Origin of the sequence: Citricoccus zhacaiensis (assembly GCF_014645315.1) — a bacterium.
Taxonomy (GTDB): Bacteria; Actinomycetota; Actinomycetes; order Actinomycetales; family Micrococcaceae; genus Citricoccus; species Citricoccus zhacaiensis.
Genome location: NZ_BMLQ01000001.1, coordinates 34,799 through 49,779, shown reverse-complemented (window position 1 = coordinate 49,779; position 14,981 = coordinate 34,799). Strand labels below are relative to the sequence as shown.

Here is a 14,981-nt window from a genome sequence, read left to right as displayed (position 1 = left end):
GGAGAGTTCACGGCCTGTTCACCGGGGGATCGGAACGGGAGGTCGTGGTCCGTCACGCGTCCGTCCGATGATGGAGAATGAAGGCCAAGCCCGGCGTAGAAGGAGACCACATGCTGTTGACCCCTGATGCTCCGCGAGAGAACCTGCGCGAGTTCATCGACAAGCTACGCAACGGCGGGTACACGGTGTCCGACGGGCACACCCCGGACCCAGACCTGATCGACCCCCAAGGGCGGGCCGTGGAGACCTGGCAGGAGGACTACCCCTACGAGACAAGGTTGTCCCGTGAGGAGTACGAGCTCGAGAAGTACAAGCTGCAGATCGAGCTGCTGAAGCTGCAGTACTGGGGCGAGGACACGGACCAACGGCACATCATCGTCTTCGAGGGCCGGGACGCCGCCGGCAAGGGCGGCACCATCAAGCGCTTCACCGAACACCTGAACCCGCGCACCGCACGCGTGGTGGCGCTGAACAAGCCCTCGGACCGGGAGCAGGGCCAGTGGTACTTCCAGCGCTACATCAACTACTTCCCGACCGAGGGGGAGATCGTGCTCTTCGACCGCTCCTGGTACAACCGTGCCGGAGTGGAGCGGGTCATGGGATTCAGCACGGACGAGCAGTACACCACCTTCATGAACCAGGTGCCGCTGTTCGAGAAGATGCTCGTGGATGACGGGATCCACCTGACCAAGTTCTGGTTCTCCGTGACCCAGTCCGAACAGCGCACGCGCTTCGCCATCCGGCAGATCGACCCGGTGCGCCAGTGGAAGTTGTCCCCGATGGACCTGGAGTCGCTGGACCGCTGGGAGGACTACACGGCCGCCAAGGAAGCCATGTTCCTCCACACGGACACCGACCACGCCCCGTGGACCACCATTCGCTCCAATGACAAGAAGCGGGCCCGGCTCAACGCGATGCGGTACTTCCTGTCCCAGTTCGAGTACGACGGCAAGGACCACGAGGTCATCGGCACCCCGGACCCGCTGATCGTCCGCCGTGGGCGCGACGCCGTCGGGGACTGATCCTGAGCCGGCCGACCCCGCACTGGCCGTACCCCGGATCGGCGAGGGGTGGGGCCGGCGACCGCGTAGGCTGGAGCACGGTCGCACCGCCCCTTCACGGGCGGCGGCCCATCCCCTGTTGGTAGCAGCACCGAGCGTGCTGGGAAGGAATGGCATGAAGGCTGACATCGGCGTCACGGGACTAGCGGTCATGGGGGCCAACCTGGCCCGGAACTTCGCGCGGAACGGGTACACCGTGGCCCTGCACAATCGCAGCCGGGCCCGGACCGATGCGCTCGTGGCCGAGCATGGCAGCGAGGGCACCTTCATCCCCACCGAGACCCTGGCCGAACTGGTCGAGAACCTGGCGGTGCCGCGCCGCGTGCTGATCATGGTCAAGGCCGGCCAGCCCGTAGATGACGTCATCGACCAGTTGGTGCCGATGCTGGCCCCCGGCGACATCGTCATCGACGCCGGCAACTCCCACTACGAGGACACCCGCCGCCGCGAAGCCGCCCTGGCGGCGAAGGATCTGCACTTCGTCGGCATCGGCGTGTCCGGTGGTGAGGAGGGCGCGCTCAACGGCCCGGCGATCATGCCCGGCGGTCCGAAGGAGTCCTACGAGGCGCTCGGCCCCCTGCTGGAGGACATCTCCGCCCACTACGAGGGCGATCCGTGCTGCGCCTGGATCGGTACCGACGGGGCCGGTCACTTCGTCAAGATGGTCCACAACGGCATCGAGTACGCGGACATGCAGGTCATCGGCGAAGCCTATGATCTCCTGCGTTCCGTCGGCGGGATCGAGCCGGCCGACCAGGCCGGCATCTTCCGCTCGTGGAACTCCACCGACCTGGCGTCCTACCTGATCGAGATCACGGCCGAGGTCCTCGGACACGTGGATGCAAAGACCGGCAAGCCACTCGTGGACGTGATCGTGGACCAGGCCGGCCAGAAGGGCACCGGCCGCTGGACCGCCATCTCCGGGCTGGACCTCGGCTCGCCCATCGGGGCGATCGCCGAATCGGTCTTCGCCCGTTCGCTGTCCAGCCAGCCCGAGATCCGTGCCACCGCCCAGCAGGTGCTGGCCGCCGGCACCGACCCGGTCACCGCCCCGCAGGACGCGGACCGTGAGGCCTTCGTGGAGGACGTGCGCCTGGCGCTGTACGCCTCCAAGCTCGTGTCCTACGCGCAGGGCCTCGACATGCTCACTGCCGCCGCCGCCGAATACGGCTGGTCGCTGGACCTGGGCACCATTGCTTCGCTCTGGCGGGACGGCTGCATCATCCGCGCCGACCTGCTCGACGTCATCATGAAGGCGTTCGGCGGCCGGGACACCTCCCGCCACCCGGAACCCGGCACCACCGCCGAGGGCCAGCCGTCCAACCTGCTGTTCGCCCCGGAGTTCCGGGATGCGATCGCGGCGGCGCTGCCGGCCTGGCGCCGCGTGGTCGCCACCGCCGTGGCCGCCGGCGTGCCTGTGCCGGTGTTCTCCTCGGCGCTGTCCTACTACGACGGGCTGCGCCGCGACCGCCTGCCCGCAGCCCTGACCCAGGGACTGCGCGACTACTTCGGCGCGCACACTTACCGCCGCACCGACCGTGAGGGCACCTTCCACACCCTGTGGTCGGGGGACCGCACAGAGGTCGAGGCCTGAGCCCCAGCCCTCAGCACCACGGAGTACGACGACGGCCGGCACCTTCCGCGGAAGGTGCCGGCCGTCGTCGTGCCGGGGTGGAGGTGTGTTCTCGGTGCTGCGCCGGTCAGATCCACATGGCGGGGTCCACGTACTCCGCCGGGTCCACGGCCGGCTGCTGCTCCTTGGGGGACCGGTGCCGGAAGGTCGCGGGGATGCCGGTGGCGATCGAGTCCGCCGGGGTATCCTTGACCACCACCGCGTTCGCGCCAACCGAGGAACCCTGACCGATCTCCACCGGTCCCAGGATCTTCGCCCCGGCCCCGACCACCACGCCGTCATGTAGGGTCGGGTGGCGCTTGACCTGCTCCAGGGACCGCCCGCCGAGGGTGACCCCGTGGTAGAGCATCACGTCATCCCCGATCTCCGCGGTCTCACCGATGACCACGCCCATGCCATGGTCGATGAAGAACCGACGGCCGATCGTCGCCCCGGGGTGGATCTCGATGCCCGTCAGGGTCCGGGCGGCCTGGGAGAGCACCCGTGCCGGCGTCTTGAGCTTCTCGTGCTGCCACATCTGATGCGTCAGGCGGTGGGCCCAGATGGCGTGCAGACCCGAGTAGACGACGGCGACCTCCAGGTTCCCGCGCGCCGCCGGGTCGTGGGACCGGGCATTGGCGATGTCTTCCTTCAGTCGGGACAGGAAACCCACTGGTGGCCTTTCGATCGATTGGCTCCGGGCTGGTGCCGGGAGGCCGGGGAGGGGAGAGGACGACCAGTCGGTCAGCCCCGGATGTCCTCGAACAGGACGGTGGAGATGTACCGCTCGCCGTAGTCGGGGACGATCGCCACGATGAGCTTGTCTCGGTTCTCCTCGCGCTTGGCGATCTCGAGGGCGGCGGACACGATGGCGCCGGCCGAGATGCCGCCGAGGATGCCCTCGCGGGTGCCCATGGTGCGGGCGACGCTGACGGACTCCTCGAGCGTGGCGGTGTAGACCTCGTCATAGATCTCGGTGTCCAGGACCTCCGGGACGAAGTTGGCGCCGAGCCCCTGGATCTTGTGCGGGCCGGGCTTGCCGCCGGAGAGGATGGGTGAATCGGAGGGCTCCACGGCCACGATGCCGATCCCGGGCTTCTGCTCCTTGAGGTAGCGGCCGGCGCCGGTGATGGTGCCGCCGGTACCGATGCCGGACACCAGGATGTCCACGGTGCCGTCGGTGTCATTCCAGATCTCCGGGCCCGTGGTGTCGTAATGGGCCTGCACGTTGGCCTGCGTGGAGAACTGCCGGGCCCAGATGGCGTTGTCCGATTCGGCGACGATCTGCTGGGCCTTCTCCAGGGCCCCGCGCATGCCGTCGGCGCCCGGGGTCAGCACGATCTCGGCACCGTAGGCGCGCAGCATCACGCGGCGTTCGTTGGACATGGTCTCCGGCATGGTGAGGATGACCTGGTAGCCGCGGGCCGCGCCCACCATGGCCAGGGCGATTCCGGTGTTGCCGGAGGTGCCCTCCACGATGGTGCCGCCCGGCTTCAGGTCGCCGGAGGCTTCCGCTGCGTCCACGATGGAGCGGCCGATGCGGTCCTTGACGGAGTTGGCCGGGTTGTAGAACTCGGCCTTGACGGCGACCTTGCCGGGAAGGCCCTCCGTCAGCTGGTTGAGCATGACCAGCGGGGTGTTGCCGATGGCTTCGGTGATGTTGTTCAGGATGTTGGCCAAGACGGTGTTCCTTCCAGAAACGGTGGGCGTGGGCGAGCCGGGAGAGAGCCGGGAAACAGTGCTGACTTCAGCCTATGACAGGCCGACGCCCTCCGAGGGTTCCACGAGCCATTCCGAGTAACGCTGGCGCACCTTGGCCAGCTTCGGGGTGATGATCACGTGGCAGTAGCCGACATCCGGGCGGTTGGAATAGAAGTCCTGATGGAAGTCCTCGGCCGGGTACCACGTGCCGAGCGGCTCGATGGTGGTGACGATGGGGTCCGGCCAATTCTCCTGGTTGCGCCGGATGGCCGAGCGGTACAGCTCCTCGTCCGCGGCGTCCGCCGGGAACAGGGCTGAACGGTACTGGGTGCCGACGTCGTGGCCCTGACGGTTGAGGGTCGTCGGATCATGCCCGGTGAAGAAAAGATCCAGGATCAGGTCCGCGCTGACGACGGACTCGTCGAACCCGACGCGGACCGCTTCGGCATGGCCCGTGCGGCCCGAGCAGACAGACTCGTAGGTGGGATTCGGCCAGTCGCTGCCGGTGTACCCGGACTCCACGGAGGTCACTCCGCGGATCCGCCGGTAGACGGCATCCAGGCACCAGAAGCAACCGCCGGCCATGGTCAGCACCCGGTGGGACGAGCGCTGGTCCTCGGAGGCCGGGGCTGCGCTGGTAACGGGGGCGTCAGTGGCATCTGTGGCTTCAGGGGCGTTGTCGAGATCACTCACATTCCCCTACAGCACCACGCTGGCCGCGTTCATTCCCGGGTCAGGCAGAATGGCACCATGAGCGCCGAGACCCACGCCACGGATGCGAACACCCCGAACACCGCGACGCCGACCCTTGCCCAGGTGCTGGAGTGCTTCGAGGAGCTGTGGCCGGCCTCCCTGGCCGAGCCCTGGGACGCCACCGGGCTGGTGGCCGGCCGCCCCGAGCGGCCAGTGGAACGGATCCACTTCGCGGTGGACCCCGTCCAGGACGTGGTGGACGAGGCCGTGGGGGCCGGCGCCCAGCTGCTCGTCACCCACCACCCCCTGCTGTTGCGCGGCGTGACCTCGGTGGCCGCCACCGGTTTCAAGGGACAGGCCGTCCACACCCTGATCGAGGGCGGCTGCGCCCTGCTGACCGCCCACACGAATGCGGACTCCGCCGTCGGAGGGGTCTCGGACGTCATCGCGGACATCCTCGGATTGGAATCCGTCGTGCCGCTGGCCCCGACGCCCGGCGGACTGCCCGAGGAGGGCCTCGGCCGGGTGGGGCGCCTGCCCCGGGCGCTCACGCTCTCCGAGTTCGCGGCCCGGGTCTTCGGGGCCATGCCCGCCGTCGCGGGCGGGGTTCGGGTGGCCGGTGACCGGGACGGCATCATCCAGACCGTCGCCGTCTGCGGCGGGGCCGGGGACAGCCTGTTCGATCAGGTCCGCGCCGCCCAGGCGGACGTCTACGTCACCGCGGACCTCCGCCACCATCCCGCCTCCGAGCTGCGGGAGGCCGCCCGGCTGACCGGTGGCCGCCCTTACCTCGTGGAGGTCTCCCACTTCGGCAGCGAGTGGCTGTGGCTGCCCGCCGCAGCCGAGGCGCTGGACACTCTGCTCACCGATCGCGGTTTCGACGTGGAGATCGCCGTGAGCTCGTACAACTCCGACCCCTGGGACTTCGTCCTGACGCCCGGGCCGTGACCACCGAACCGTAAGGACACCACCATGAGCAACGCCCCCACCGTCCCCCTCGCCGAACAGCTGCGCCTGCTGGAACTACAGCAGCTGGACACGGCCCTCGACCGGGCCCGGCACCGCATGCAGCAACTCCGCCAGGACCCGGACTACGCCCGGCTCCAGCAGGAGCTGGCCGACCATCAACGGGCCGCCGAGCAGTCCGCCACCGCCCTGGCCGAGGCCCGGGAGTCGGTCCGGACGGCGGAGGCCACGGTGGCGGGTGTGCAGGAACACCGGGACCGCAACCAGAAGCGCCTCGATGCCGGGCAGGGGTCCGCCAAGGACCTGGAGAACATGATGCACGAGCTTCAGACGCTCAAGGCCCTGCAGGACGAGCACGAGGGCACCGAGCTGGAGGCCATGGAGGCCGCTGAGCAGGCCGAGGCGGCCGACGCCGAGGCCCAGCGCCGCCTGGCCGCGGCCCAGGCGGCAGCGCAGGAACGCGGTGCCACGCTGAAGGAGGAGGCGGCCGGCGTCGCCGCCGAGGGCAACGAGCTCACCGGCCAGCGCAAGGCCCTCGCCGCCACCCTGCCCACCGACCTGGTGGCCCGCTATGACAAGATCCGGGAGCGCAACGGCGGGATCGGCGCGGCCCGGCTCGTCGGCAACCGGTCTGAGGCTTCCGGCATGCCGCTGAGTCCCGCCGATCTGGCCCAGATCGAGCAGACACCCGTGGAGACGCTGGTCTACTGCCCGGACTCGGGGGCCATCCTGGTCCGCGCCGAACAGGCCTAGACTCGACCAGTTCCCGCACCACACCAGCATCATCCCGCGTCATCCACACCGTCCACACCGTCCACACCGTCCACACCGTCCACACCGTCCACAGGAGATTCCCGCGTGCCCCAGCAGTCCACCCCCTCCACCGGCCGTCGCCTGTATGTCGAGGCCGACGGCGGCTCCCGCGGCAATCCCGGTGTGGCCGGCTACGGAGCGCTGGTGCGCGATCCGGACACCGGTGCGGTCCTGGACATCGACGCCCAGCCGCTGGGCCGGGCCTCGAACAACGTGGCGGAGTACTCGGGCATGATCGCCGGACTCCGGATGGCCCGGCAGATCGACCCGGACGCCGCCGTGCACGTGAGGCTCGACTCCAAACTGGTGGTGGAGCAGATGAGCGGACGCTGGAAGATCAAGCACGCGGACATGCAGAAACTGGCCGCCGAGGCCCGCGGCATCCTTCCCGCCGGCCAGGTCACCTATGAGTGGATCCCGCGGGCCCAGAACAAGGACGCCGACCTGCTCTCCAACGAAGCCATGGACGCGGGGGCCGCCGGCACCGAGTGGGTCAAGGCGAAGTCGGGCATCAAGGTGACCGGGGGAGAGTCCACCCACGACGACGGCCCGCTCGCCTCGGGTGCGAGGGTTCCGGAACCCGCCGCGGGTGCCGCCCCGGCCGGCGTCGTGCCTCCACGCCGTGTGGGTCGACTGCACCACGTGGAGATCTGGGTGGAGGACCTCGAGGCCGCACGGTCGAGCCTGGGCTGGCTGTTCCAGGAACTCGGTTATGCCGTGAGCGGCGAATGGTCCGAGGGGACCAGCTACCAGGGCGCGGGGGAGTACCTGGTCCTGGAATCGGGCCTGCATGTCCGGGCCGGAAGCCATGACCGGCTGCGGCCCGGACTGAACCACGTGGCTTTCCACGCCGGCTCACGGGCGGAGGTCGATGCCTTGACGGAGGCCGCCCAGAGCCGCGGATTCACCCTGATGTTCACGGACCGGCATCCCTTCGCCGGCGGCCGGAACCACTATGCGGCCTACCTGGAGGCACCGAATGGCTTCGAGGTCGAGCTCGTGGCCGATCCGGTCTAGTGGTGAGGAACAAGCCGGGCGTTGCCTGCGCCTCCAGCGTGCTCTCTTGAGGTTCAGTACCGAGCAGCCCTGTTCGGTGTGTCCTTTCACACATGCCGGGATGTCGATCAGCCGATCTTCCGAAGTCAGGGGCATACGTGCGGACGGAGTGATGAACATCGCCGGTTGAGAGTGGACCGCTGCGGAACACGGTGCCGCATAGTTTCCTGCGGAGGGGCGTCATGATGGTCCCCGCCATGTCATCACAGAGGGAACACCATGCTCGTCACGCACCGTCGCCGGATCGCCGGCGTGATGGCCATACTGGCCATCACCATCACCCTGACAGGCCCCGTTGCCGCCAGCACCGGCCCCGCCGCCGAAGCCGCGACCACCAAGGCCTGCGCCACCCCGGACTTCACCGATGTTCCCAGGGGGGCGAACTTCTACGAGGCCATCACCTGGCTGCGCTGTGAACAGATCAGCACCGGCTATGCCAACGGCTCCTACGCCCCGCATCAGCAGATCACCCGCGGGGAGACCGCTCAGCTGCTCTACCGGCTCTCGGGAGAGACCCACAGTGCCGGCAACAGCATCGACTTCACCGACGTTCCCGCCTCCCGCTCCGCCTTCACCGCGGTCTCCTGGATGCAGGCGAAGGACTACTCCACCGGCTACGCCGACGGAACCTTCGGGGTGGACCGGCCCATCACGCGCGGCGAGCTGGCCGCCTTCCTCTACCGGATGTCCGGTGATGAGGCCACTGCCCCAGCCACGTCACCTTTTCCGGACATGGGCGCTCGAGACAACTTCTACACCCCGGCCACCTGGTTCCACGGCACCGGAATGGTCTCCGGATATGCCGACGGCACCTTTCGTCCTCACCGTGCCGTCACCCGCGGGGAGTCCGCCAAGTTCCTCTACGCCCTCGAGACCCGGGTGAACGGTGCCCCGCCCACCTACACCGTGCCGGTTCGCCAGTCCTCCGGACCCGTGAACGCCACCGGTGGCAAGGGCGGCACCTACCGGGACGCCAAGGCCATCACCTTCAGCAACGGCACCACCAGCTCCCAGTACCATCTGTATGCCGGGCACCTCAAAGGGACCACGCCGCACGGCATCCTGATCCACCTGCACGGCGACGGCGGCTTCGAGTATCGCGAACCACAGTGGTCCACGGTCCCGGCCTACGAGAAGCTTGCCGAGCAGCACGGACTGATGCTCGTCGTCCCCAGGACCCCCGATCAGGGCACCAACACCTGGTGGCGGAAGGACAGCTCCGGGAAGTACGCAGCAGACCTGCTCAAAGACCTGGGCCAGAAGTACGACCTGGACCTGAACCAGGTGTACTGGACCGGTTACTCCGGCGGAGCCGAGACCGTCGCCCGGCACATGGTGAACTCCCACTCCGCCGGGTGGACCGGTGGGGCGGCCGTGATGGTGGCCGGTGGCGGGATCTACGGACAGCAGGCACCGCTCCGCCCGATCTCCAGCGCCCTGATGAAGAACTACGAGATGCACTGGGTGGTCGGGGCTGACGACACCCCCTCGCGTGGCGGGGCATCCGGAACCTTCGACGCCGTTCACGCCGCCCGCCTCGGTTCAGCCTTCTACTCGGGCCAGGGCATGGAAACGTCCCTGACCATCAAGCCAGGCATGGATCACTGGGAGATCGCCCCCTCAGGGCCGGCCAAGCTCGCCGAGGTGCTGGCCTCCCGCTGACCTGGGGAACCAGCCACGTACCTGCAGAAGGACGACTGGAACTGCGGCTGATCGACCGATCCTGCCGACGAGGAGTCAGGACCCTCCGACGGTGGTGTGCTCGTCCGGGAGGGTGATTTGCAGGCTCGACGGTTTCGCCCCGGTTCCCGGCACGAGGTCCACGGACCAGTCGTGGGCGCCCTGGGCGGACCCGGCGGCCGCGATCACCTCGGCGGCGGACTCGGGTGACTTCACCACCCGGGGGCCGGCCAGCAGCAGCTCACGGGCCACCAGGCCACGGGTGTACTTGGCGAAATGGGAGACGACCTTGCGCTCACCGTTCCGGATCTGGAAGACGTCCACGGTGGCGGTGATCGCCGCCGGGGCCTTCCACTGCGCCGCATAGCCGCCCGAGCGGCCGTCGATGATGACGCCGGTGTGCTCGGCATGGGCATCCAGCGGCGGGGTCAGCCGCGGCTTCCACCAGCTCGACATGCGGCCCAGGCCCGGGAGCGTACTGGTCACGGACAGGCGGTGGTTCGGGATGTGGTCGCCCAGGGAGAGCACCCCGAACAGACCGGAGAAGATCAGGACCTTCTCGCGGGCCCGCCGGCGGGCCGTCTCCGGGAGGGAGGCATAGTCGAGGGCGTCGTAGAGCACTCCGGTGAACACCTGGTGGGCCGGGGCAGCAGGCGACTCCATGAGCACCACGTTGGCGTCGATGTCCGCCCGTACGGTCTCGCCCACGCCCAGCACCTCGGCAGCATCCGGGGCGGAGGAGACGGCGGCGAGGATGCCCATAGCCGTGGTCCGCTCTCCGGCCAGCGTGGGTAGGACGAGGGAGGCGAGGTCCAGTGGTACGCCGGAGCGGGGAGCGGTCTTGCCCTCGGAGGGCGGCAACAGGATGAGCACCGAAACAGCCTAGCGATCCCCGCCGGGCCCCGCGCACCACGTCAGCCCGCGCTCCCCGTGGGGCCGACCTGCTCCGGCCACGGGTACGGGCACTGCTGCGGACTCTGCCACGACCAGCCACCGGTAGACTGGTGCGCCGGGACAGGCTGGCGGACGGCCGCAGGGTGCCGGTCTTCGGCGCCGTGAGGAACGTCCGGGCTCCACAGGGCAGGATGGTGGGTAACGCCCACTCGGGGTGACCCGCAGGACAGTGCCACAGAAAACAGACCGCCGGCCCGACTGGTGCGTGCATCAGGCGGGCAGGTCAGGGTGAAACGGTGGTGTAAGAGACCACCAGCGGTCCGGGTGACCGGATCGGCTCGGTAAACCCCATCCGGAGCAAGGCCGAACAGGATGTGTTCGAGGGCTGCCCGCCCGAGCATCCGGGTTGGCCGCTCGAGCCCGCCGGCAACGGCGGGCCTAGATGGATGGCCGTCGCTGGGAAGCGGGTGACCGCTCCCGGTACAGAACCCGGCGTACAAGCCAGCCTGTCCCACCCCCGCTCCTCGGCGAGAGGCCGAGAATCGACGAACCCCCGGAAGGCCAAGCCTCCCGGGGGTTCGCGGTGTCCGGCGCGAGCGAACTCGCGGCCGGACCCGAACGGGGACGGAATCCCCATCCTGATGACCTACTGGTCGTCCTTCCGGCGCCCGCCGAACAGCCGACGCGACTGGTCTCGGTGCCGGGCAGCGTCCGGCTCAGTGGCCGGCGTGGGCGCAGGCGGAGAGTCCGGTGCAGCCGTCTGGGTGGCCGTGCCACCGTCCCGACGGCGGTCGAAGAGACCGGTTGTCCGGGAGATCCGGTAGTCGATCCGGGAATCGACCTGATCGCCGAAGGCGTCGTCGAAGTCCTCGGACAGCCGCTCGCTGATCTGCTGATAGCGCGCACGGCGCTCGCGGGCATCGATGGCGTCCTGATCCTTCTTCAACGCCTTGACGATGGCGAAGCACATGGCGATCAGGATCAGGCTGAAAGGCAGAGCCGTCGCAATGGACGCCGCCTGCAGGGCTCCCAGGCCTCCGGCGAGCAGCAGGCCAATGGCCAGGGCGCCCTCCAGGAACGAGAACAGCACCCGGGACCAGATCGGAGGGTTCGGGTGACCGCCGGAGGCCAGCATGTCCACCACGAGTGAGCCGGAGTCGGACGAGGTGATGAAGAAGATCGCCACCAGGAAGATGGCAATCACGGACAGAACTCCACCGAGCGGGAGCCCACCGAGGACGTCGAACAGGGCCGCTTCCACGCCGAACTCGGAAGCGCCCTCCGCCACGATCGGGTCGTCTGAGAACAGCTGTCGCCAGAGGCCGGTGCCTCCCATGATTGAGAACCACAGCATCCCGACGAGAGTGGGCACGAGCAGCACACCGGCGATGAACTGGCGGACGGTGCGGCCGCGGGAGATGCGGGCAATGAACACGCCCACGAACGGGGCCCAGGAGACCCACCAGCCCCAGTAGAAGATCGTCCAGCTCGCGCCCCAGCTGGCGCCCGCCTCGCCGGTATAGGCGCCGACGTCAAAGGTCATGTTCATGACCTCGGCCAGATAGACGCCGAAGGACTGGACCAGGTTCTGGAACAGGAAGAGCGTGGGGCCGAGCAGCAGTACGGAGATCACCAGGATGGCGGCCATCGACAGGTTGATGTTGGACAGCCACTTGATGCCCCGGCCGATGCCGGACACCACGGACAGGGTGGCCAGCAGGGTGATGACGATGATCAGGACGACCAGGAGGGTCTGATCCGGCGTCTCGACGATGCCCATCGCCGCCATTCCGGAACCGATCTGCTGGACGCCTAGTCCGAGCGAGGTGGCGATGCCGAAGATGGTGCCGAAGATGGCCAGGATGTCGATGACGTCCCCCATCCAGCCCTTCACCCGGTGGCCGAGGATCGGTTCCAGAGCCCAACGGATGGAGACCGGACGCCCGCGGCGGTGGATGGCATAGCCGACGGCCAGACCGATCACGGCGTAGACAGCCCAGGGGTGAAGTCCCCAGTGGACGAAGGTCTGGGCCATGCCCAGCATGGCCACAGCGTGTTCCTGGCCGGGGATGACCGAGGTGACGCCGTCGGCGCCGGTCTCGGTGCCGGGCCAACCGGGCTTCGGTGTGGTGGTGGCATAGCCGAGTGGTTCACCGACGCCGTAGAAGACCAGGCCGATACCCATGCCGGCGGCGAAGAGCATGGCGAACCAGGACAACACCCCGAACTCGGGCTTCTCATCGTCCTTGCCCAGTCGGATCTTGCCGAACTTGGAGAAGCAGATGGCCAGCGCCACGATGATGAACACGCCGACGGCCAGCATGTAGAACCAGCCCAGGTTGGTGGTGATCCAGCCCTGGATGGCGGACAGCACCTCGCCGGTCGGATCCGGGGCGAGGATGGCCACGATGGCCACGGCCGCGATGAGGATCAGGGAAGGCCAGAAGACGGCAGGCGCGATGGTCCCGGCGCCCACCCGGACACCCTGGCGCTTGAGCTTCTCAGTGATCTCCTCGTCGGAATCGTTCTCGTGGATCCGGGCTGAGGGAGGGACATGCTCCCGGCCGTCCTCCGAGGTGGGAGCCGTGGCCGGCGGTGTGGGCGGTTCCTCTGCTGTGATCGTGGGTTCGTGGTCCGAGCTCGACATGATTGCCTCTCTTGGTGAGACGAGGGGCACCGTCGCAGATTCGAAGGACGGTGGTCCGGCTCGTCGGTTCCCAGCCACCATTCAGGAAGGTGGTGGATTGAGTCAAACAAGAAATGACAAGGCTGTCAGTACCTGCCCGCCGCCCTGCCCGGGCCGGTGTGGTCGAGGTCACGGCTCTTCGCGTGTCAACGCTGACACACTTTGACGATGAACGGCGCCGAAATCACTAGACTGGGCACCGCCGTGTGCCAACTGGTTGCGGTATTGGCCGGGACGGGCCATGACCGTCCGCTCACCGGGCGCCCATCGGTGCCCGTCAGCGACAGCGCCGTCGCCGCCTGGAGGCAGGCGCACAAGGGAAGGACCTACCGTGGCAGAAGAGACCAACGGAACCGCGCAGGACCAGCGCGCCGCCTGGGACAACCGGGAGGAGCTGGCCGAGAGGATGGTTCCGCTGATCGGCTCGTTGTACCGGGACAACAACGTGATCACGAGCGTCTACGGCCGCCAGCTCGTCCACAAGGGCGTCATCGACATCATCAAGGCCCACCGCTACGCCCGTCAGATCGACGAGGTCGTGCTTCCGGTGGAGGACACCTACCCCATGGTCGAGGCCCTGGCCGGGATGAACCTCGGTGCCGCGTCCATCGACCTGGGGAAGCTGGCCGCGAAGTTCCGGACCGCCGGCGGCGACCTGCAGCACTTCCTGGACACGGAGCTGGCCGAGGTGGCCGGGCAGGGTGGCGAGGGCGTCAAGGCCCCCAAGGACGTGGTGCTCTACGGCTTCGGGCGCATCGGCCGCCTGCTGGCCCGCATCATCCTCTCCCACGAGGGCGGCGGCTCCTCCCTGCGCCTGCGGGCCATCGTGGTCCGCAAGAACTCGGAGGACGACCTCGTCAAGCGCGCCTCGCTGCTGCGCCGTGACTCCATCCACGGGCCCTTTGAGGGGACCATCACCGTGGACGAGGAGAACAACACGATCACCGCCAACGGGACGGTCATCCAGGTCATCTACTCGAACGATCCGGCCACCGTGGACTACACGTCCTACGGCATCCAGGACGCGATCGTGGTGGACAACACCGGCCGCTGGCGTGACGAGGACGGTCTCGGCCAGCATCTGAAGGCCACCGGCGCATCCAAGGTGTTGCTGACCGCGCCGGGCAAGGGTGACATCAAGAACATCGTCTTCGGCGTCAACACGGACGACATCACCGCCGAGGACACCATCCTCTCGGCCGCATCCTGCACCACCAACGGCATCACGCCGGTGCTGAAGGTCCTCCATGACGAGTACGGCATCGACTACGGCCACGTCGAGACCGTGCACGCCTACACCAACGATCAGAACCTCACGGACAACTTCCACAAGGGTTCCCGCCGCGGACGCGCCGCGGGCCTGAACATGGTCATCACCGAGACCGGTGCCGCCAAGGCCGTCGCCAAGGCCCTGCCGGCGCTCAAGGGCAAGCTCTCCGGCAACGCCATCCGCGTCCCCACCCCGGACGTCTCCATGGCCATCCTGAATCTGGCGCTCCAGAAGGAGACCACGGTGGAGGAGCTCAACCAGCGGCTCCGGGAGGAGTCGCTGACCGGCGAGCTGCGGAACCAGATCGACTACATCAACTCCCCGGAGATCGTCTCCTCCGACTTCGTCGGCTCCAACCGCGCCGGCATCGTGGACGGCTTGGCCACCATCGTCAACGGCGGCAAGAACGCCGTGCTCTACGTCTGGTATGACAACGAGTTCGGCTATTCCTGCCAGGTGGTCCGCGTCATCGAGGAGATGGCCGGGGACGCGGTCCCGGTCTTCCCGAAGGCCTGACCTGATCTGACCTGGCCATGACGGCGGCCGGTC

Annotated in this window: 12 protein-coding genes and 1 other RNA gene; 8 read left to right on the top strand and 5 right to left on the bottom strand. The window is 68.2% G+C overall.

Annotated elements, in window-relative coordinates:
- Positions 1-110: 110 nt before the first annotated feature.
- Positions 111-1,022 carry a polyphosphate kinase 2 gene (gene ppk2, locus IEX49_RS00225; protein ID WP_188803092.1) on the top strand — a complete coding sequence of 304 codons (912 nt, stop codon included), beginning with the start codon at positions 111-113 and terminating at the stop codon, positions 1,020-1,022.
- 154 nt (positions 1,023-1,176) lie between these two features.
- Positions 1,177-2,655 carry an NADP-dependent phosphogluconate dehydrogenase gene (gnd, locus tag IEX49_RS00220; protein WP_188803090.1) on the top strand — a complete coding sequence of 493 codons (1,479 nt, stop codon included), beginning with the start codon at positions 1,177-1,179 and terminating at the stop codon, positions 2,653-2,655.
- A gap of 106 nt (positions 2,656-2,761) precedes the next feature.
- On the opposite strand, the gene epsC is transcribed toward gnd, so the two are convergent.
- The 3 genes from epsC to msrA form a co-directional block, all read right to left on the bottom strand.
- Entirely contained in the window at positions 2,762-3,346 is a 585-nt protein-coding gene (gene epsC / locus IEX49_RS00215; protein ID WP_188803088.1) for a serine O-acetyltransferase EpsC, read from the bottom strand.
- Between the two features lie 71 nt (positions 3,347-3,417).
- Positions 3,418-4,353 (bottom strand): cysteine synthase A, encoded by a 936-nt coding sequence (gene cysK, locus IEX49_RS00210; RefSeq protein WP_188803086.1) that lies wholly within the window; start codon positions 4,351-4,353, stop codon positions 3,418-3,420.
- Positions 4,354-4,425: 72 nt separating this feature from the next.
- Complete coding sequence (gene msrA, locus IEX49_RS00205) at positions 4,426-4,959, bottom strand: peptide-methionine (S)-S-oxide reductase MsrA (RefSeq protein ID WP_188804111.1); 534 nt, start codon at positions 4,957-4,959, stop codon at positions 4,426-4,428.
- Between the two features lie 165 nt (positions 4,960-5,124).
- Here msrA and IEX49_RS00200 point away from each other — a divergent pair, with 165 nt between their 5' ends.
- The 4 genes from IEX49_RS00200 (at position 5,125) to IEX49_RS00185 (ending at position 9,564) form a co-directional block, all read left to right on the top strand.
- Positions 5,125-6,015 (top strand): Nif3-like dinuclear metal center hexameric protein, encoded by an 891-nt coding sequence (locus tag IEX49_RS00200; RefSeq protein WP_188803084.1) that lies wholly within the window; start codon positions 5,125-5,127, stop codon positions 6,013-6,015.
- Positions 6,016-6,039: 24 nt separating this feature from the next.
- Positions 6,040-6,786: a zinc ribbon domain-containing protein gene (locus tag IEX49_RS00195; RefSeq protein WP_188803075.1), complete on the top strand. Its 747-nt coding sequence runs from the start codon at positions 6,040-6,042 to the stop codon at positions 6,784-6,786.
- Between the two features lie 105 nt (positions 6,787-6,891).
- Complete coding sequence (locus IEX49_RS00190) at positions 6,892-7,863, top strand: reverse transcriptase-like protein (protein WP_188803073.1); 972 nt, start codon at positions 6,892-6,894, stop codon at positions 7,861-7,863.
- A 258-nt stretch (positions 7,864-8,121) separates the two neighbouring features.
- A complete protein-coding gene (locus IEX49_RS00185) occupies positions 8,122-9,564 on the top strand; it encodes an S-layer homology domain-containing protein (RefSeq protein ID WP_188803071.1) in 1,443 nt (480 codons plus the stop codon).
- Positions 9,565-9,639: 75 nt separating this feature from the next.
- Here IEX49_RS00185 and IEX49_RS00180 read toward each other — a convergent pair whose 3' ends face one another.
- Positions 9,640-10,455: a YaaA family protein gene (locus IEX49_RS00180; RefSeq protein ID WP_188803069.1), complete on the bottom strand. Its 816-nt coding sequence runs from the start codon at positions 10,453-10,455 to the stop codon at positions 9,640-9,642.
- 142 nt (positions 10,456-10,597) lie between these two features.
- On the opposite strand from IEX49_RS00180, the gene rnpB reads away from it, so the two are divergent.
- An RNA gene (gene rnpB / locus IEX49_RS00175) (RNase P RNA component class A) lies at positions 10,598-10,989 on the top strand.
- Between the two features lie 133 nt (positions 10,990-11,122).
- Here rnpB and IEX49_RS00170 read toward each other — a convergent pair.
- Positions 11,123-13,123, bottom strand: coding sequence for a BCCT family transporter (locus tag IEX49_RS00170; RefSeq protein WP_188803067.1), 2,001 nt, complete (start codon positions 13,121-13,123; stop codon positions 11,123-11,125).
- A gap of 370 nt (positions 13,124-13,493) precedes the next feature.
- Between IEX49_RS00170 and IEX49_RS00165 the strand changes: the two genes are divergently transcribed.
- On the top strand, positions 13,494-14,948 hold the full coding sequence (locus IEX49_RS00165; RefSeq protein WP_229672051.1) for a glyceraldehyde-3-phosphate dehydrogenase: 1,455 nt from the start codon (positions 13,494-13,496) through the stop codon (positions 14,946-14,948).
- The last annotated feature ends 33 nt before the right edge of the window (positions 14,949-14,981 follow it).